This window comes from Paenibacillus illinoisensis NBRC 15959 (assembly GCF_004000925.1).
GTDB classification, from domain to species: Bacteria; Bacillota; Bacilli; order Paenibacillales; family Paenibacillaceae; genus Paenibacillus; species Paenibacillus illinoisensis.
The window spans coordinates 584,030-603,109 of the sequence record NZ_BIME01000002.1; the positions used below are offsets into that span (position 1 = coordinate 584,030).

Consider the following 19,080-nt stretch of genomic DNA (forward strand, 5'->3'; position numbering starts at 1 on the left):
GTATAGATGTTACACAACGGGCTCACTCTGCTTTTTGAAATACTGTTCAATGACCAATTCAAGTACAGGCCCCGGCTCTGCACGCTGTAACTGGGACGTATCACCGAATTCCATGCGGTAAGGCTGCTCGGTACTGCTTGGAATCCAATAGGGCAAGGGTTTGCCAGTGGAATCCAGACCATTGGGATCACCTGTCGCGATAAAATTGGACAGATAATTACACATCTGGCGTGCCAGGTCATAATGTTTACCGACGAAAGGGCGCCAGCATTTGGCGAGAGTTTCGAAGAAAAACCACAGATCAACGGAATGGAACGTGCCTGGCTGATCCCAGCCCGGAATCTCCGCGTCGAAATTATAATAATAGAGCGGTGTCTCGGACGGATGACCACTATTGGAGCGGATCACAAGTTGAATCGCATGCTCAATCATGCGGATCGATGCCTGCTGCAATACATGATCGAGATCTCCAGTATCGGCGCCACAGCGCTGCAAAAAGGCGGGCGCATCCTCTCCAAACAGTTCAGTCGCCGTTTGCTTCAGTTCGTCCATACTGCTTACCGCAGGCTGGGTCCAAAACTCGGAAGAGGTATGCCCAAGCATGACGGGAACGAGTTCGCGCTTATGCTGTATGAAACGAATGAACGGATCACCTGTACAGAACTGATCATCGATGACTGTTCCCCAGAAGCTTTGATATTCCAGGATTTTATCCCGCAACGTGACGGCGTCCAGCTGTCTGGCTTCATCTAAACTGGATACGCCCAGAAAACGGAAAAAATCAACGCCCTTCTGCTCGGCATCCCGCAGTGTGCCGCGGACAGAAGGTACGCGCACATTGGGATACAGTTCGGTCGCAATTCCACTCATGATGACAGCTCGCTGGAACAGGCCTTTGTTCTGCGGGGAAGTCATCTGACTTAGCACACTGCCGCCGCCTGCAGATTGTCCACCGATTGTTATCTGATCCGGGTCACCGCCGAAGGCAGCAATGTTACGCTTCACCCAGGCCGTACCTGCCTGCTGATCCAGATGTCCAAAGTTCGCAGGTGCTTCTGGGGATTCAGCGCTAATCTCGGGGTGGCACAGGAAACCAAACGCATTCAGACGGTAATTGACGGTAACCACGACGATTCCCCTGCGGGCAATGCGCTCACCATCAAATTCCATTTCAGCAGTATGACCTACCTGAAGCCCACCGCCAAAATACCAGACAAACACAGGCAGCTTCTCATCCGTTCGTTTGGCAGGTGTCCACACATTCAAATACAGACAATCCTCACTCATCGGCAGGTCGGGATCAACAGCCCATTCTCGCGTATAGATGTTATTATCATCAATGACGGTCGGGGCCTGCATAGAGGTGGGGGCAAAATCGAAAGCTTGCAGCACCCCATCCCAATCGGATGCAGGTTGTGGTGCACGCCAGCGGTTCTGGCCTACCGGAGGGGCGGCGAATGGGATACCTTTAAAGCTTGTAACACGTGGGTCAGCGGCAGGCAGCCCCTGAACTTGGCCATTTTCTACCTTAACAATTCTAAGCAACACAACATTCTCCTCTCTGAATTGAGCATCCTTATTCATGTCGATCCAAGGTGTGTGTGGTTGCGCTTACATATCTGCTGTGGGTTATGAGACCACTATCTCGATCATAAGCAACTTGAAAGGAAGTTTCTAGCATCAAAATAAATCAAAAACTCTACAAAATCATATATAATGACTGGTATCAAGAAGGGAGGAGCCGGATGTGGACTCATCATGGACAGACGGGAGCAGGGCGAGTCAGGTTTATTTTATAAGCGGCGCCCATAAACCTGTCAATCTTCACCAGTGGGGACCGGGCGTGCGTGACGTTTATGCACTGCATTATATCATGCAAGGGCAGGGTACACTGGAAACCGGGGGCCAGCAATTTCGGCTGGGTGCCGGAGAGAGCTTTATTATTTTTCCGCAAAAAGAAATCTATTACTACCCCGATCCGGCCGATCCTTGGGAATACGTATGGATGGAGTTTAACGGACGAGACGCAGGACGACTTATAGAGTTGACACAGTTTTCGGTCCAGCATCCCGTACTGCCAGCTGCGCCGGAAACCTTGGAACCCTTGTTTCACCTGGCCTGGAATGCAGGGGCATCCCCCAGTGAAGTGTTAAGGGCGGATGCACGTTTACACCTGTTATTATCCTATTACATGGAGTACTTCCCACGCGAGACGCAGGAGGAAGCCAGAGATTATGTGTGGCTGTCGAGGACCTATATTGAGCAGAACTACTGGAAATCGACCTTGACGGTTGCGGAGATTGTACAGGCCGTGAATCTGGAGCGAAGCTACCTGTTCCGCAGGTTTAAAGAAGCTACAGGCGAATCCATCTCGGCGTATATAACGGCATGCCGTATCCGGCGCGCCTGTGAGCTGCTGAAGTCTTCCAGATTGTCCATTCAATCCATAGCCTATTCGGTTGGGTACAATGATCCGCTTTATTTTTCGAGAGTATTCAAAAAGTTAACATCGTATACACCATCAGCCTACAGGCTGTTACATCAGAAACAAGCAGAACACTAGGGGAATACGGTCGGCACACTAACCGTTAAGACAGATTTGAAATTGCTTTTATCGAAAAAGCGCACAGTTCCCGGATTCACGGAAGTAACGAATCAGCTTCTCAATCGGATCCCGCCCGCAATTCAGCTTCTCGCCGAGACAGTCGATACAGAGGAATTGCTGGGCTGTGCGAGAGACCAATTTGAGATAAATTCCCACATCATCGGACAAGAGCGGAACCTGACAAGTGGTGCACAGCCTACTCTGTGCCATTTATTTCACCAATTTGGCTCGCACGACGAGACAATCATGGGCCCCAACCACCGGTGCATAACGCTCGCGGAATACACCCAGCTCCTTGTGTTCCCAGCAATCGTAGAGTGATAGGGAATAACCCGCGGCGTAAGGTAGCCCCATATCCCAGAATTGAAGGGACAGCTCGCGTTGACTGTCACTCAGGTTGAAGAAGCCGATGGCAAGATCGCCGTCTGTCAGCACCTTCACCAGCATGAATACATCATCTGTATGGAACCATTGAGGCTCGGGTTTGATGCGATAGGCTCCGCGTGCCTCCGCATCCTGGTTGATGGCAAGCAGGTCCGGGTTCAACAAAATATCCTTGGTGGCCTGGTTGGCCTTGCGTACATCGCATCCAATCATGAGTGGTGATCCCATCATGGACCAGAGCGAGAAGTGCGTTTTGTATTCCGTGTCGTTACAGCCGCCAATGGTTCCAATAAAGTCGTTGTTGCTTCCGCCGTACATGCCTACGATGAGCATGTCCATGTCATTATGGCAGAAGGAGCCAGTGTAGCTTTGTTTGCCGAGCTGAGACAGCGCCAGGTCCTTGACCGATTGCCAGTTGTCGCGAATGTCACCGGTGGAGCGATACATATGAGCCCCTGATTCACGAATCCACTCATATACGTTGTCCTCTCCCCAGTTGCAGGCAGAGAACAGGATATCCCGCCCGCAGTTTTTGAGTGCAAGGCTCATGCGCTTGTATAACAGTTCACCTGAGATATGGCGCGGCTTGAAACAGTAGTCATATTTTAAATAATCCACGCCCCACTCGGCGAATAACGCAGCATCCTGGAATTCATGCTCGAAGCTGCCTGGATAACCTGCACAAGTATGTGTACCAACACAGGAATACATGCCAAATTTGAGACCTTTGTCGTGGATATAATCTGCAAGCGCCTTCATTCCGCTCGGAAATTTAGCGGGGTCTGGGACCAGATTGCCATCTACATTTCGTTCCTTCAGACTCCAGCAATCATCAATGACGATGTACTCGTATCCGGCGTCCAGATAACCCTCCGTTACAAACACATCGGCAACATCCCGAATCAACTGCTCATTGATGTCCCATGTGAAGGTATTCCATGAATTCCATCCTAGTGCAGGGGCAAACCCCATTAACGAATGATTGCTCATCATCTCGCTTCCTTCCTTATCCTGGTTTCATAAGTTATGAATAGCGTAAACACAATTCATATTTCAAAATAACTACAATGAACTTAAACGATAAATGTGAATTCAGCCATAGCTTGACGTTGCTTCCATATGGACTGATGTTGTCCGGTAGGCTTAAATGAAGCAAACGCCAAGTACATTCATTTTATGAAATTTGTTGAACCATAAGAAACTGGAGTATAATGACCTTTGCGGATAGCATTTAGAAGGAATTCCTTGTTTGGTAAAAAAACATATATAGAGTGGTTATAATTGCATTTGCAAAGATTGGACCCAACTATACATCACGATAATTCCTTGAAAGGGGACATCTGTTTTGGATGAGCAATTTTTAGATCTACTTGCTGAGAAATATGATACGGAAGAAAAAATCATAACAGAGATTATCAACCTTGAAGCGATCTCCAATCTTCCGAAGGGAACCGAGCATTTTGTCAGTGATTTGCACGGCGAGTTCCAGGCTTTTCAGCATGTACTACGAAACGGTTCAGGTACCGTTAAAGAGAAAATCAAAGAATTATTTCGTGAGGTTTGGACAGAGCAGGAAATTAATGATTTTGCGGCGTTAGTATATTATCCGGAAGAAAAAATAAAGCTGGTTATAGGGGACCTGAGCAATAAACAGGCTTTGAACCAGTGGTACAGACAAACGATTGAAAACATGCTTAAGCTTGTCTCTTATGCCTCTTCCAAATATACACGCTCCAAATTGCGGAAAGCTCTGCCGAAACAGTACGTATATATTATAGAAGAGCTTCTATACAAGACGGATACGACCAACAATAAGGATCCTTATTACGAGGAAATATATGGGCAGATTATATCCTTGGGTCAGGCGGACAATCTCATTATCGGCCTTGCTTATACGACCCAGCGTCTGGTGGTTGACCACCTTCATGTGGTTGGCGATATTTATGACCGGGGGCCAGACCCCGATAAAATTATGGATACGTTAATCAACTACCATTCTGTAGACATTCAGTGGGGAAACCATGATGTGCTCTGGATCGGCGCCTATGCAGGTTCACTGGTCTGCCTTGCGAATATTATCCGGATCTGCGCGAGATACGACAATTTGGACATCATCGAAGATGTATACGGAATCAATCTTCGCCCATTGTTGAACCTGGCGGAGAAATACTATGAAGATAATCCACCTTTCAGACCTAAGCTGCAGGGCGGCCATAACGTATCGGAGCAGGAAATTCTGCAGATCACCAAGATTCACCAGGCTATTGCCATGATTCAGTTTAAGCTTGAAATTCCGATTATCAAAAGACGCCCAGACTTTAATATGTCTGAAAGACTTCTGCTGGAGCAGATCGATTACGACAAAAATGAAATCAACATCTGCGGAAAAACATACCAGCTGGAAAACACCTGTTTTGCAACCGTAAATCCACAGAACCCGGAACAATTGCTGGAGGAAGAACGCCAGGTGATGGAAAAGCTGCTGTTCTCCGTTCAGCATTCCGAGAAGCTGGCCCGGCATATGAATTTTCTTATGAAAAAGGGCAGCCTTTATTTAAAATACAATGGAAATTTGTTGATCCACGGCTGTATTCCTTTGGATGAAGAAGGAAATATGGAAGAAATGCAGATTGAAGACAAGACGTATGCGGGCCGTCAGCTGCTTGATGTTTTTGAAGAGAACCTACGTTACGCCTTTGCGCATCCGGAAGAGACTGATGACCTGGCGACGGATATGGTATGGTACATCTGGACAGGGGAATGTTCCTCGCTCTTTGGCAAGAGAGAAATGACCACTTTTGAACGGTACTTTATCCAAGATAAGGAAGCGCATAAGGAGAGAAAGAACCCTTATTACCATTTACGTGAAAAGGAAGAGATCTGTCGAAAGATCTTGCAGGAGTTTGATTTGAATCCGGATCATGGACATGTCATTAACGGACACACGCCAGTTAAAGAAATTCGTGGAGAGAGCCCTGTTAAAGCAAACGGGAAAATGGTCGTCATTGACGGTGGTTTTTCCAAAGCTTATCAATCCACAACGGGTATCGCGGGATATACCTTATTGTATAATTCCTTTGGCATGCAGCTCGTCGCTCATCAGAAATTTAATTCAAAAGAAGACGTGCTATGTAACGGAACGGATGTGTTATCCATAAAAAGACTGGTGGACAAAGAACTGGCGCGGAAACTGGTGAGGGAAACCAATATCGGGGAGAAGCTGCTGCAGAAAATCTCCAATTTGACGGATTTACTGGAATATCGCTCAATGAAATGAACTATTGCTAACTGTACTCACCCGGACCATACCGTTTGAGTGCAAATTAGTGTACACGCTCGTATTGGGCAGGGGAGTCATGTTACCCTGCCTGTGCGAGCCTTTCCTTTTTGTAGGTCGATCTAAAACGCGGCAGGGTATAGTGAAGGTTGGGTGACGGGTTATCATCATATTCACTATAAATCATGATAAAGCACCTATGAAATCTATGTTGATATCTGTACTAATTTTCACGATCGGCAGGACCGATTGAAAATGGTGGGGTGTGTCCAGAAAAGTCACCAGCTAAGCTTGCTAGAGGCTTCCAACTATTAATTTCAATTTTAAAATCTCCTCCATAAACTGAATGATCCACCTGCACGTGTTCAACTGTTCCAAGAATCACATGATCTTCTCCCACAGGAATAATTCGATCCAGTTTAAGCTCAAAAGCTATGGGTGCTTCGAGCACTGCTGGCACACTGACTGTCTTGGAGATTTTAGGCGTGACACCTGCATACTCAAACTCATTCATTTGTGGCTCGAGATTAGCAGACGAACGCTGCATTGCTTCTCCTAAAGATTCAGGTACCATATTAATAACAAACTCGCCAACCTCACGAATATTGGTAAGTGTATCCTTAATTGTACCAGCTCTCTCTCCTACACCGGGTCCGATAGAGAGTAGCAATGTAGGCGGGGTGCGAGAGGCAATTGTGAAAAAACTAAAGGGAGCTAAGTTAAGAAACCCCTCTTTACTTATAGAGGAAACCCACGCGATTGGTCTGGGTACAACTGCGGCAATCATTAATTTATACATTTCTTGCTCGTTTACATCGGTGTTAGTAAAATGAAGTGAGTCATATCCTGGCATAACGATTCTATTGTCCTTTCATGAATTTATTTACTTGCTTACATACTCTAGTAAGTATAAACACGTGCTATAAGAATAATATAGTACGCACTTTGAAGTGCGTACTTACATTTAGGGAAGTGATCTTGATGAGCAATGACTCCGAACTTAGTGGAACCAATAACCTCCTAACTCCATTTGACTACACGTTAAGCGTGTTGGGCGGAAAGTGGAAGATGAAAATCATGTATCAAATAGCATGCCAAAAAATTTTACGATACGGTGAACTCAAGAGAAGTATTGTGGGGATCTCTCATAAGGTGCTCAGTTCTCAATTGAAAGAGTTAGAAGAAAGCGGGATTGTCAAACGGGTGGAGTACTCACAAACACCCCCAAAAGTCGAATATTCTCTAACTCCAAGGGGGGAAACTCTCATGCCGATTCTTGAAGAAATGTGCAAATGGGGGATGCACAATCTCCCCGATGAAAAGCGAGAAAACTTTCAGCAGTAAAATTACTTAACACGTCATTCCAGATTGAACGATGAAACGATTGAGGAGGGAAGTGGATTTGAATCTTAAAGATTTCCTAGTCATTAAAAGAGCAACCGATAGCTTGGGAGAAGGAGAATTAAAACCCTATTTTCAATTTATGCTCGCCAAAATCAAATTGATGAAGCAGCAAGAGAGAACAAGCGAAACCGTAGCTCACGAACTGATTGAACTATATGATGAGCTGATGAGTCTTCAAGAGAAAAAAGTCTTTTGGTCTCCAGTACCGACTTGTACTCATGTTCATATTGTGAATGGGGAGTCTTTTGCGGGCAGCATGAAACAAGCCTTAAGAGGACTCGGTTTCGAAGAAACGCACAAGGTTATAACGTTGCCGGAGAATTACGCTATTGGTCCGCTTGGTCTAGACTCGGCAGAAGGACGTATGGAACGCAGCAATTGGTTCAGGAATAACATCATCGGTGGATTTGAAGATTACGATGAATTCGAAAATGAATACAATGAGATTCTAGGCAAATTAGATCTAATACCAGAAGAAGCGGAGATCGTTGTTTGGACTAGTAGCAATGCTTGTGAGCAGATAGGCTTACGCCATGCGGTTCACTTACTTCACAGCAAACCTAATGCTATTTCGTTATATGATGCTTGTGCAGTCTGTGAAAAACTTTACAACCGGCCTGATGCATCCATTCATTACAGGTACTCAGGAGAGATCCCTTCTGAAAAGCTGCGAGAAGTAGTCACCAGACTAGACGATAAGAGAAGATTAAATTCTGCTGATATTACACGTCTGAAAGAAGAATGGAAGGTCATCACGGAGCAGTCAGGGACTTTACGCATATGGAGTGAACAAGCTGTGCTTGAAGTGCCAGCAGATTATTATGATGAGTACCTGTTAGAGAAATTAGATGATCTTAAGCCTCCTGCGGGTGACAAGGATTTCTTAAAATCAGCCCGTCTCATTGGAGAGGCAATCGGGTACTGTGAACAATATATCGGAGATTCTTATTTTGAATATAGGCTGCGGGAACTCATCTATAATGGAGTTCTTGAAATTAAAGGTGTACCCGCAGGGATGCGATTTTACAGCATCAGACGCAAGCAAAAAAGGAAAGCGGATTTATAGCGATTAATTATTATACTTTAGGATGGGAATTGGAGCATCGATTCCGTGGACAAAAACATATATTGTATGTAAATTCGCCAGTAAAACGGTTTTTTTGGCTTCATGCCTCTTTTTAATTTCGGAATGCACATTGTTCTGCAAGTTGTCCTTTCATCCAGAGAAGGGACTTTTTTATTTCAAAACGCACTGCTGCGACATTCTATGTCGTACCATGACCTCTATAATAACGGTGAACACACAAACTACATTGAAAAGAGGTTCACACCATTGGCAAAAACCAAAAGAGGACGCGTCTTGTGGAATATTCCTTCCCGGGGGCGGGGAACATGTCCGGTATGCAGCAGCACACGTATAAAACTGTTATATTCGCAAACGAAAACAGATGGGACAAGTCTGAAAGTATGCAAGAAATGTTCCAAAGCTGTGCAATCCAGAGTGGATAGAGCAACCGTATAACGTAGCAGGCCTGTTCTTCGGAGCGGGCCATTCGTTTGGTATAATGGGTTTACGTTTTGCACATTGTGGAAACAATTGGGGGTCTGTAATGATGAGTAATATGCATCGTATTCACTGGTTTGACGAGCAGATTCGAAGCGGACGTTTTCCGAACAGCAGCTGGCTTGCCCGTGAATTTGAAATATCCCGACGTCAGGCACAGCGCGATATTGAATATATGGCGATTTCATTACGTGCCCCTTTACTATATCTTGCGAAATATAGAGGGTATTGTTATGAGGACCAGACCTATCGCTTACCCCATTTATATATGACAGAAGAAGAACAGAGCGTCCTTAAGTATTTGGCTCATCGTTATCGGCATTTTAATCACGAACAATCTGATGTGGTAAAGCGTGTGGCGCATCTGTTAGAGCGATTTACGGCTGAAGAGCAGAAGATATTGAGCCGTCCACTTCCCACATTCGCTGCATCGCCGAAGCTTCTTCAGCACTTTGAATTATTATCCCATGCCATAACAGAATCACTTAAAGTACATATCTATTACAGAGACTTTTCCGGAGAAAGGCAGTTTCCTTGGTGTCCATTGAAGATCATATCCCAGTACAATGCTGATTACGTCATTGGCTATGAAACGGATCCTGTACAGCAAAGTGCCATACGGCTGGAGGGTATCGTTCATGTCCGATTGACGGATCAAACATTCGAGTGTAATTCAGACATGCAGCTCAGTGGATGGGAAGAACCTCTGCCTGTTCGAAAACCGTTTATAGCTGAGATTCGTCTGAAAGAAGTGCAGCAAACAGAGCAGTGGCAAGGGTACCCCATTCGGGACAAACAGGATCAGATCCACGCTATTGAATTTTATGACACAGAAGCTTTCATGCAGCAATTATTTATAAGTGAGTGGGAGGAATTAATATCTCCCGGGTGGCTAAGACGCAGGATACAGAGCCATGCAGACGCAATACTTAACAGACTTCACAATTCAAATCATGCTCAAGTGAAGTAAAGACCATGGAGGGAGATCTTATCTTGGCCGAAGTACAGTTAAACAACCTGGTGGTAAAGCGAGAGTCTAAATCATTTGTGGATAGTCTGCATGCTATATTGACCCATACAGGTCAGTTTCAAGGTGCAAAATATTTGCTCTCTGGGTATACGGGAATGGCTTTTAAACTTTCGGTGCATCGCAGGCTTCTTCCCATGTCGGTAACTGCGTATGGACAATGGGGAGAAGCACACCGCCCTGGAATTGACAACCTGGGAATATTCACAATCTGGGATGGAGGACGTACACGCCATTCTACATTCGATTATTATCAGCTAGATGCAGTGCAATGGGTAAAGCGAAGTCTGGACGAGGGAAAAGGAGTAATCTATTGGATTCCGGAGTTCGGGGTTATCCATGGATATGATGACGAAGATTGTATCTTTTACTTACAAGATGGGTCGAGTAAGGAGCCTCAGATTTTGCTATATGACAATTTCGGGCTAAACTTCACAGGTTTCTGGTATTGTCAGATCTTTGGTGAGCAGATTCCAATACCCAAACAGGATATGTTGTTGGAATCCTTACGACTTGCTATCGAGGATTGGGATATCCCTTATCGACTATTACCAGATCAAAACATCGCTTCTGGCCGATTGGCATATGACGTATGGGTGCAAGCTCTACGAAGTGGAGATTATGATCCATCAGGGGCAACTTATCTTTTAGAATCTTATTGTCAGTCTCGAAATGAAATTCGAATGTACCTGCAGGATATGCAAGGAATATGGGATGAGCTGGACCAAGCTTATTCATGTTATGACCAGCTTGGAACGTTAATTCACCAGATGAGGGGATTCATGATTCAGCAGGAGGACAAATGGACCCTGGAGCTGGATGCAGCGGAAAAACTGGCACAAGTTCTAATGGAAGCGAAAGCACTAGAAGAGCAAGCGGTTCATTTTTTTCGCATGATATCCGTAAATTTCCCTGATCGTAAGCGCTCTACTGTGCCACGATGGGGAGCACACTCGGCAAGATAGACAGAGGGAGGAAGGATAATGACAAAACAAGTTTATCTGGACTTGATTCAAGCCAAACAAACCCCGTTTTCTAAGGATCCAAACAGCATGGGCTCCTATGCAGATGTGATGCACCGCATTTTAATACATAAGAAGTGGACAGAATTCCCACGTCACATGATTGCGGGTATGACAGCAACTGTATTTCGATTGGTCGTAGATCGGCGTCTGACCGAAGAATCCATCTCAGCCTACAACTGGATGGCAGAAAACTTTGTAGCTGCTGATTTCATTGGAGTAACGGCCAGTCAGTCAGCAGGGTTTTCATTTGCACCGACGTTTCCTCTGTATCAAAAACAGGCATTGGTGGACATTAAGACATCCATTGATCGGGGTGTGGGGGCCATAGTATGGCATGACCAATTTGTTATTGCTGCCGGGTATGATGATGTGGAGCAAGTTTTGCTCATCTGTAACTGCGAAGGACATGACGTTACTCGTTTGCCTTACGATTCTTTTGGGCGAAATAGTACGCCTTATTGGTATTATCAAGTGCTGGAATCCTGTAGAGCGGTAGATTTATGGGAGGTCTGCAAGGAATCGTTGATTCAGGCCGTCTACAAATGGGAAATCCATGATTACATGCTGCCATCTCAAGATTATGCCTGCGGATCTGCTGCATATTCTGCCATTGCTTTAGCACTGGAAACAAGCGTTTATGATCCGAGGCAAGCTGCTGCAGTCCTCCGATATTATTGCAAATCAAGAGAGAATATTGCCTCCTATGTTGCAGGTCTTGGATACCTCTCTGACCAGATGGTTCAGGTCATTCAAGAATATACTTCCTTGTCAGATCTTTATTTGGAGATGATTCGTTGGGTTGATCATTCCAATTTATGGGATGTAAAAGAACCGGGATGTGTTCAGTCTGTGATAGCGCTTCTACATCAAGCGAGAGAAACGGAACAACGTGCCATTGATGCCATTAAGCAGGCCTTTCCTGAAACCATCGGCAATCGTTTTAAAGATGTTGGACTGAGATAGCACTGTCATCATGCTGTGAATAAAAACCGAACCGAGCTCATTGAAGCCTGGGAGGTTTTTTTGCGTTTATCTGGGATCGTAGGTAATTAAATATGGAGGCTTTTTTTAGTTATCAGTAACAAGAAATTTTGATCCCTGAGCTTGGTCTGAATTGACAAAAGTACATATAACAAGTAATATCTAAATAAAGAATCTTAAAACTGAGATATATAAAATGGAGTGAGAAACAATGAATAATTTTCGATATCAAGCATGTCTTCATTTCATTCAAATGTCAAAAATGATTCAGGACCAATTTCGGAGCGAGTTAAAGAAAGCAGATCTCAATTTCACGGAACTTTCTGTGTTAGTATCGCTTGAACATGAAGAGAAACAAGCAATTCAACAGCTTTCTCAACATGTATCTTTGACTAGTGGTGCTTTGACGTATATCTTGGATAAATTGGAGAATAAAAAGCTGCTAGCACGGATCCCTTGTCATTCGGATCGTCGAGTGATATTCGTACAATTAACGGATAAAGGCAGACACTTAATAGATTGTATACTTCCCAATCTGTATGACTTGGCTGATACTCAGTTCAATTCATTAACGATGGATGACGCTGATAAACTTGAAAAGTTGGTAACGAATATGGGGACCGTCGGTTAATACATCCTGGATGGCGAAAAATTCAATAACCTGAGTGAAGTCTATCCATTGGGATGAGGACACGATCGGGGAGACCGAATTGGGATATACAACTTGAATCTCAAAACACAACAAGGTTATATGGATGTAGAATGCTTCAATGTACGTGTCCTGAGATAGTCTGCTTTTGAAATCGGATGGATAAGAAAAACGAAGAATGTTGATCTGGCAGATCAACATTCTTTTTGCACATTACAATATGGTTTACAGATCAATCTTCCAGTTTCCCATCATCTTGGCGACTTCCGGATCGTGATACGATAAGAAAAGACTCTTCCGAGTATCAAGGGCCGTAATTTGTTCAATATCCTCGGTACTGAGCTCAAAATCGAATATGTTGAAGTTTTCGACGATCCGCTCTTTTTTCACTGATTTTGGAATTACAACGATTCCACGCTGGACAAGCCAACGCAGCACGACCTGCGCGACAGACTTACTGTGTTTTGCAGCAATGGATATGAGCACTTCGTTGCCAAACATGTTATTAAGCCCTTCAGCGAACGGAGCCCACGACTGATGTTGAACTCCTTGTTCTTTCATAAAGGTGGCACTCTCGGTTTGGTGATAGAACGGGTGAGTTTCGACTTGGTTAACAGCTGGCACGATCTCATTATGCACAATAAGGTCCATCAGACGGTCGGGCAGGAAGTTGCTAACACCGATCGCCTTGATTTTACCTTCATGGTACAGCTCTTCCATTGCACGCCAAGCACCGTAGTAATCACCAAACGGCTGGTGTATGAGATACAAATCGAGATAATCCAACTGCAGCTTATTTAAGGATTTGTTAAAAGCAAGCTTAGCATTCTCGTAACTGGCATCCTGGACCCAGAGCTTTGTCGTGATGAACAGTTCTTCACGAGGCACGCCACTGCGCTTGATCGCACGTCCCACCGCTTCCTCATTTAAATAACCGGATGCAGTGTCGATCAACCGATAACCAGCCATCAGCGCTTCATATACTGCATTCTCACATTCTTCAGCATCCGGAACTTGGTAAACACCAAAGCCGATAATCGGCATTTTTACCCCATTATTTAATGTTACGGTTTGCATAGTATTCCTCCTAATATTTAAATGTAATATGCAATAGCCCTAGATTCGAAATTGGGCACCTCAACAGGGCGTTCCCTTCAAGGTCGAGTTGCATTACAATGAGCCTATCACCTTCGTGTTACACGAAGGCAAGCATACTTTGGAATTTATATTTATCAAGGAGGTTTTCTCATGCACACCTTCAAAGAGGCCGCGCAGATCACAGGACTCACCGAGCATGCTATTCGCTTTTATACAGATAAAGGCTTGGTGCCAAGTGTACAGCGCAATCAGAATAATATTCGAATGTTTGACGAAGAATCAATCAACTGGTTACATGGCATCAAATGTCTCAAACAATCCGGGATGCCAATTGAAAATATTAAAATGTATGTTGATTACTGTCTCGAAGGAGATTCAACGATCCCACAACGGTACACACTTATGATGGAGCATAGAGAGGCAGCTCTTGCTAAGTTTGAAGAAGCCAAACAGCACTTAGCGCATTTGGAAGAAAAGACAGCTCTATATCAAGCAATAATGGAGAACCGCTCCCTAGACACAACCAATCCCGCTAACTGGAATCGAATTAAACATATGCATGGAGACGTATTTTACGCTTCCTCTGCTGTTGATCTATAATGAACAAAAACGCAGGTCAAAGTGCAGGTGCGAAATCAAGTATAGTCTCAAACATGAATTCCATTCTAGGTCAGTATACTTTTAGCGAGCAGTCATCGACCCATGAATTGATAGAGTTTACGTACAATCACTGCTGGGTTTGATACCACTCGCTGGCTTCAAATATGTAAAATCCCGCAAAGCACTCGAGATGAAAACACAGGAATGGTTGATATCCATCTATCTTCAGGCCAATATAAGTGTTACTTCTCTCATTCTAGCCATGTAGTGCTGGAAGAGTCCAAATATCGGAGTTATAGTCGACAACTTTATTTTCCGCGCCTAATATTTTTTTATCTAAACCTAGAAAAAAATCCCTTTACAATCATTTACAGTAGGTTATAATACAATCAACAAGTGGGTTACTTTACAAAAAACTGAAATGTTGTAATTCCTTTTTTTTGCAATCATGTAGTCACCCTCGACTCGTCCATTTTGCGTTGCTTATTACATAATAGATACCGGAGGTATGATTATGGTCAAGAAGAAAATGTCCACAACTCTCAGCGCAGCTTTAATCGTTTCTATGCTGGCTGCTGGCGTGATCGTCGCGATCCAAGGTACCACAACGTTAGAGGTAGCGAAGACAGCAGGGGATAAAAAGGTTGAAGTTATTAAATGAATAAGCTAGGTGCGGCTCTAGTCGTCAATTAGGGAGTATTCGAAGCACCTGATGCGAAATTCAAGCGGAATCAAAAGACACTAGAGTGGCAGCAGCTCAAGATAAGAGTGAACAAGTATAATGAATAAAAAAACCTCAGCTCGGTAAACCTGCTGAGGTTTTTTTATTGGGTGGAACAGAGTGCGGCGGCAATTGCCCTTTTTTAAATTTGCCTCTCAGGCGACATCAAGTGCCTAAACATAAGTCCCAGCTTTAAGAGCAGCAGATGGTCGGTATTCTTCAAATCCAGATTCAGCAGCCCCGAAATTTTCTCGAGCCTGTACAGCACTGTGTTGCGATGGATATATAGCTCACGTGCCGTTTCATTCACTTGGCCGTTGTTGGCGAAATAGGCTTCAAGTGTGTGCATCATCTCACTGGTGTATTCCTCTTCTTTGTCCATGAGTGAACGGAATAAATAAGAGCAATACCGGACCATAACCTCCTGCGGAATATGCTTGAAGAGATAAATAAACTCCAGGTCAGCAAACATGACAATCGGTTCGCTTAAACCAAGCTCCGTACTGATTCTCTCAGCATCCCCGCACTCCCGGAAGCCGTCGATGAACTCCTCCATGCCCGTTCTCACTTTACTGATAAAACATGTCCTTGTTCCGTGGTCCCATGTATGCATCAAATCCGCATACAAACGTACCGAATCCTCATACTTCCTTCGATCCTTGGCCTCTTCTTCTAGAAGGGGGAAGAGTGAATATATGCGGTTCATCACATAAAAATGATGGGATTCCAAGGAGGACGTTTTGGGATGGTCCTGAAGCCTATTCTGAATCTCCCTCAGTTTGCGCCTCTGACTTTCATGGTCCCAAGCATCCGCTCTTGTGGAAGATACCATGCATACGTAGGGTGTGCTCCAAAATGTGCTTCCCAATGCTTCGGCAAATTCGAGCACCGTTTTCAGAGAGGCATTCCCCTTTAAGTAACGTTCCATGGCCATGCCAAGACGACTGCCTGCCGCAGTAGCCTCCTGATTCTGGATGACCTCCAGATGATAGGAAAGAATAACGGCAGCTTGGTGAAAAATGCCTTCCATTTCATGTGCTTCCAGCAGATTTTCAGTTTGTATCAGCAAATAACCGTATGACTTTCCGTTTTTCAGGAGGGGGACCCGATACAACAGGTTCCTCGCCGACTTGTAAAACCGATTGTCCTGATTCCAGGGCCAATCGCTCAACAGCTCCATATCGGAACAGCGTGTCATATTATACAAGGTCTGTCCGTCAGAGGTAACGATGGCTAAAGGAACCCCTAAAATGCTTGTGATACTTTGAAAATAATTGGTGTACTCATCCGCCTGCATCGCAAAATCAACCAGCTTCTTCTGCGTTTCAAGCAATTCATTCAGCCGGCGGGTATCGCGTTGGAACTCGGATTGGTAGAGAGCGGTGATCTGCTCGGAGAAGGTAAACTCAAAAGGCAGCTCAATTAGGGGCAAGCCCAGCCGATCGGCTTCCAACAGGGCTATCTCTGGTATTTCCGCCCAGTATCGACCAAGCTTGATGCCAAGCCCGGAGGCCCCACGTTCATTCAGCTTTTGCAGCAAATTAACAAATTCCTCAGGTGAATCCCTAATCGCATAAGCTGTAGTCAACAAGAGCTCCCCTTCTTTCATCCAGTTGATCACATCCGGCGCATCCATCAAATTGATAGAGCTAATCGTTCGAGAAATTCCTTTTTGACCAGCTGCCAACTTCCCTTCCGATAACGGGTATACCGCCAACGCATCTTCTATAGTTAAATGCATGTCAATCCATCCTCCTAAACGATACATATCTGAATCAGGTACCGGACACCGCGTAACTTTTTAAGCAATTATATAGGGTCTTGTCGAATTCCTGCAATCCCTATTGTTATATATATGTCATATAAGGTGACCAAAAACATAGATTATTCTGTTTTTGAACCAACGTAAAGCGTATACCGTTAGATAAAAAACCAAAATTGTGTAAGGAATATTTACATGTATATTTTTTGGCTTTATGATAGGACACAACTTCAAAGAGAAGAGGGGATTCAGATGCAGCTCACCCAAAATCAACAGGCAGCGACCCAAAAGGACAGCCGTTCCATGCTTGTAATCGATGATGTCGGCAAAATCTATCCCAATGGCACTGTAGCTGTGCAGCATGCGAATCTGCATGTGGGGGAAGGAGAATTTCTATGTTTTGTCGGTCCTTCCGGTTGCGGGAAATCTACCATTTTCAATATGATTGCCGGTTTGACGGAACCGACCTCCGGTCATCTGACCGTGCTGGGTACTTCCCCAAAGGAAGCACGTAAACAGAATGAAATTGCCTTTGTATTTCAGGAGCATACCCTGCTCCCGTGGGCCAAGCTGATTGATAATGTCACCATGCCTCTTACTTTGCGTGGCGTATCCAAAAAGGAGCGGATTACCGAAGGCGAGCGGGTTTTAGAGTTGGTAGGTCTGAAGGATTATATGAAGGTGCTGCCCCGTGAGTTGTCAGGCGGAATGAAGATGAGAGTATCTATTGCACGAGCGTTAATATCTCGTCCCAAGCTGCTGTTAATGGACGAACCGTTTGGTGCTCTTGATGAAATTACCAGGCAGACGCTGCAGAATGAACTGCTAAATATTTGGGAACAGGACAAGAAGATGTCGGTTCTGTTCATTACGCATAACGTGTTCGAAAGTGTGTTCCTATCAACAAAAGTCGTAGTGATGACGCCTCGTCCCGGTAAAATTTCGGATTTCATTGATATTCCGTTTGCCTATCCGAGGGATGATGAATTCCGGACCCAGCCTGAATTCGGTGAATATGTACGCAGCGTGTCCAATGTACTAAAACATTGATAGCCAGAAATGAGAGGAGAGGGAAGCAACATGGAAGAGATGGTAGCTAATCCAGCCGTTGAAACGACACCAGGCATCCGAGCTTCTGGGAAGGACAATGTCCGCAGCCATCATCCGGCAGAAGAGAGCCCAGTCATTGGACTGCTGAAAAAAATTCTGCCGCCAATCGTCGTGTTTGTCCTGTTTATCGGTGGATGGGAATTAATCGTGCGGATACTCGGAATGCCCCCATATATCTTGCCCAAGCCATCCGATATTGCCGCAGCCGCAGCTGAGAACAGCGCGAATCTGATTACGTCGGTAAGCACAACCATTGTTGAGGCATTGATCGGTTTTACGATCAGTGTAGTGCTCGGTATTTCATTGGCCATTCTGCTGGCCCTGTCCAAAACAGTGGAAAAAAGCGTATATCCCTACGCTATTATCCTACAGACTATTCCGGTCGTTGCGGTAGCACCAATCATTGTAATCTGGTTCGGAGCGGGAATAAATGCGATTGTAATTATCTCATTCTTAATTAGCTTTTTCCCGATTTTATCGAATACGCTGATCGGATTGAACTCAACGGATCAGAACATGAAGAATTTATTCTACTTGTATAATGCTAGCAAGCTGCAAACCATTTGGAGGCTGAGATTTCCTGCGGCACTCCCGTACATTATGGCAGGGCTGAAAATTTCATGCTCCAGTTCGGTTGTCGGAGCGATCGTGGGTGAATACATTGCAGGCATTGGTGGCGGACAAGGCGGACTTGGTTACGGGATTACCGTTGCAGCAACCCGCCTGCAAACTCCTTATCTGTTCGCCTGCGGTTTAGCAGCATCGGCCCTAGGAATCGCATTTTTCCTGATCATCAACATGGTGTCGAACAAACTTTTGAAGTCCTGGCATGAATCAGCAATGAAATGATACCAGAACCGGGGGAGAGATCCA

The 19,080-nt window shown here is 44.8% G+C and carries 19 protein-coding genes; 13 read left to right on the forward strand and 6 right to left on the reverse strand.

The genetic code is table 11. The features are described from left to right. Window positions 1-9: 9 nt before the first annotated feature. A complete protein-coding gene (locus PIL01S_RS07905) occupies window positions 10-1,545 on the reverse strand; it encodes a carboxylesterase/lipase family protein (protein ID WP_127537045.1) in 1,536 nt (511 codons plus the stop codon). 202 nt (window positions 1,546-1,747) lie between these two features. Here PIL01S_RS07905 and PIL01S_RS07910 point away from each other — a divergent pair, with 202 nt between their 5' ends. After that, the gene (locus tag PIL01S_RS07910) at window positions 1,748-2,563 is read left to right on the forward strand and encodes an AraC family transcriptional regulator (protein ID WP_127537046.1); all 816 of its coding nucleotides are present in this window, start codon (window positions 1,748-1,750) and stop codon (window positions 2,561-2,563) included. Between the two features lie 48 nt (window positions 2,564-2,611). On the opposite strand, the gene PIL01S_RS07915 is transcribed toward PIL01S_RS07910, so the two are convergent. Further along, entirely contained in the window at window positions 2,612-2,815 is a 204-nt protein-coding gene (locus PIL01S_RS07915) for a hypothetical protein (protein WP_127537047.1), read from the reverse strand. Then, window positions 2,816-3,979: a glycoside hydrolase family 27 protein gene (locus PIL01S_RS07920; protein ID WP_127537048.1), complete on the reverse strand. Its 1,164-nt coding sequence runs from the start codon at window positions 3,977-3,979 to the stop codon at window positions 2,816-2,818. Window positions 3,980-4,334: 355 nt separating this feature from the next. Here PIL01S_RS07920 and PIL01S_RS07925 point away from each other — a divergent pair, with 355 nt between their 5' ends. Further along, on the forward strand, window positions 4,335-6,266 hold the full coding sequence (locus PIL01S_RS07925; RefSeq protein WP_127537049.1) for a fructose-1,6-bisphosphatase: 1,932 nt from the start codon (window positions 4,335-4,337) through the stop codon (window positions 6,264-6,266). Window positions 6,267-6,489: 223 nt separating this feature from the next. Here PIL01S_RS07925 and PIL01S_RS07930 read toward each other — a convergent pair whose 3' ends face one another. Continuing rightward, window positions 6,490-7,119 (reverse strand): flavin reductase family protein, encoded by a 630-nt coding sequence (locus tag PIL01S_RS07930; protein ID WP_127537050.1) that lies wholly within the window; start codon window positions 7,117-7,119, stop codon window positions 6,490-6,492. A 128-nt stretch (window positions 7,120-7,247) separates the two neighbouring features. On the opposite strand from PIL01S_RS07930, the gene PIL01S_RS07935 reads away from it, so the two are divergent. The 7 genes from PIL01S_RS07935 (at window position 7,248) to PIL01S_RS07965 (ending at window position 12,898) form a co-directional block, all read left to right on the forward strand. Next, a complete protein-coding gene (locus PIL01S_RS07935; protein ID WP_127537051.1) occupies window positions 7,248-7,610 on the forward strand; it encodes a winged helix-turn-helix transcriptional regulator in 363 nt (120 codons plus the stop codon). A gap of 58 nt (window positions 7,611-7,668) precedes the next feature. Beyond that, window positions 7,669-8,736 carry a DUF1835 domain-containing protein gene (locus tag PIL01S_RS07940; RefSeq protein WP_246058118.1) on the forward strand — a complete coding sequence of 356 codons (1,068 nt, stop codon included), beginning with the start codon at window positions 7,669-7,671 and terminating at the stop codon, window positions 8,734-8,736. 267 nt (window positions 8,737-9,003) lie between these two features. After that, window positions 9,004-9,192, forward strand: a complete 189-nt coding sequence (locus tag PIL01S_RS29805; protein WP_095286843.1) for a hypothetical protein — start codon at window positions 9,004-9,006, stop codon at window positions 9,190-9,192. A gap of 91 nt (window positions 9,193-9,283) precedes the next feature. After that, on the forward strand, window positions 9,284-10,204 hold the full coding sequence (locus PIL01S_RS07950) for a helix-turn-helix transcriptional regulator (protein WP_127537052.1): 921 nt from the start codon (window positions 9,284-9,286) through the stop codon (window positions 10,202-10,204). Window positions 10,205-10,227: 23 nt separating this feature from the next. Next, window positions 10,228-11,226: a cysteine peptidase family C39 domain-containing protein gene (locus tag PIL01S_RS07955; protein WP_127537053.1), complete on the forward strand. Its 999-nt coding sequence runs from the start codon at window positions 10,228-10,230 to the stop codon at window positions 11,224-11,226. An 18-nt stretch (window positions 11,227-11,244) separates the two neighbouring features. Continuing rightward, window positions 11,245-12,249 (forward strand): hypothetical protein, encoded by a 1,005-nt coding sequence (locus tag PIL01S_RS07960; RefSeq protein ID WP_127537054.1) that lies wholly within the window; start codon window positions 11,245-11,247, stop codon window positions 12,247-12,249. Between the two features lie 229 nt (window positions 12,250-12,478). Then, window positions 12,479-12,898 (forward strand): MarR family winged helix-turn-helix transcriptional regulator, encoded by a 420-nt coding sequence (locus PIL01S_RS07965; RefSeq protein ID WP_127537055.1) that lies wholly within the window; start codon window positions 12,479-12,481, stop codon window positions 12,896-12,898. Between the two features lie 243 nt (window positions 12,899-13,141). Here PIL01S_RS07965 and PIL01S_RS07970 read toward each other — a convergent pair whose 3' ends face one another. Next, window positions 13,142-13,993, reverse strand: coding sequence for an aldo/keto reductase (locus PIL01S_RS07970; RefSeq protein ID WP_127537056.1), 852 nt, complete (start codon window positions 13,991-13,993; stop codon window positions 13,142-13,144). 171 nt (window positions 13,994-14,164) lie between these two features. Between PIL01S_RS07970 and PIL01S_RS07975 the strand changes: the two genes are divergently transcribed. Together PIL01S_RS07975 and PIL01S_RS29435 are read left to right on the forward strand one after the other, a co-directional pair. Then, window positions 14,165-14,614 carry a MerR family transcriptional regulator gene (locus PIL01S_RS07975; RefSeq protein ID WP_127537057.1) on the forward strand — a complete coding sequence of 150 codons (450 nt, stop codon included), beginning with the start codon at window positions 14,165-14,167 and terminating at the stop codon, window positions 14,612-14,614. Window positions 14,615-15,128: 514 nt separating this feature from the next. After that, on the forward strand, window positions 15,129-15,275 hold the full coding sequence (locus PIL01S_RS29435) for a hypothetical protein (RefSeq protein ID WP_164764185.1): 147 nt from the start codon (window positions 15,129-15,131) through the stop codon (window positions 15,273-15,275). Between the two features lie 202 nt (window positions 15,276-15,477). Here the strand turns inward: PIL01S_RS29435 and PIL01S_RS07980 are convergent, their stop codons facing one another. Beyond that, complete coding sequence (locus PIL01S_RS07980) at window positions 15,478-17,076, reverse strand: PucR family transcriptional regulator (protein WP_164764186.1); 1,599 nt, start codon at window positions 17,074-17,076, stop codon at window positions 15,478-15,480. Window positions 17,077-17,349: 273 nt separating this feature from the next. Between PIL01S_RS07980 and PIL01S_RS07985 the strand changes: the two genes are divergently transcribed. Then, on the forward strand, window positions 17,350-18,147 hold the full coding sequence (locus PIL01S_RS07985; RefSeq protein ID WP_127537059.1) for an ABC transporter ATP-binding protein: 798 nt from the start codon (window positions 17,350-17,352) through the stop codon (window positions 18,145-18,147). 30 nt (window positions 18,148-18,177) lie between these two features. Then, window positions 18,178-19,056 carry an ABC transporter permease gene (locus PIL01S_RS07990; RefSeq protein WP_127537060.1) on the forward strand — a complete coding sequence of 293 codons (879 nt, stop codon included), beginning with the start codon at window positions 18,178-18,180 and terminating at the stop codon, window positions 19,054-19,056. Window positions 19,057-19,080 lie beyond the last annotated feature (24 nt).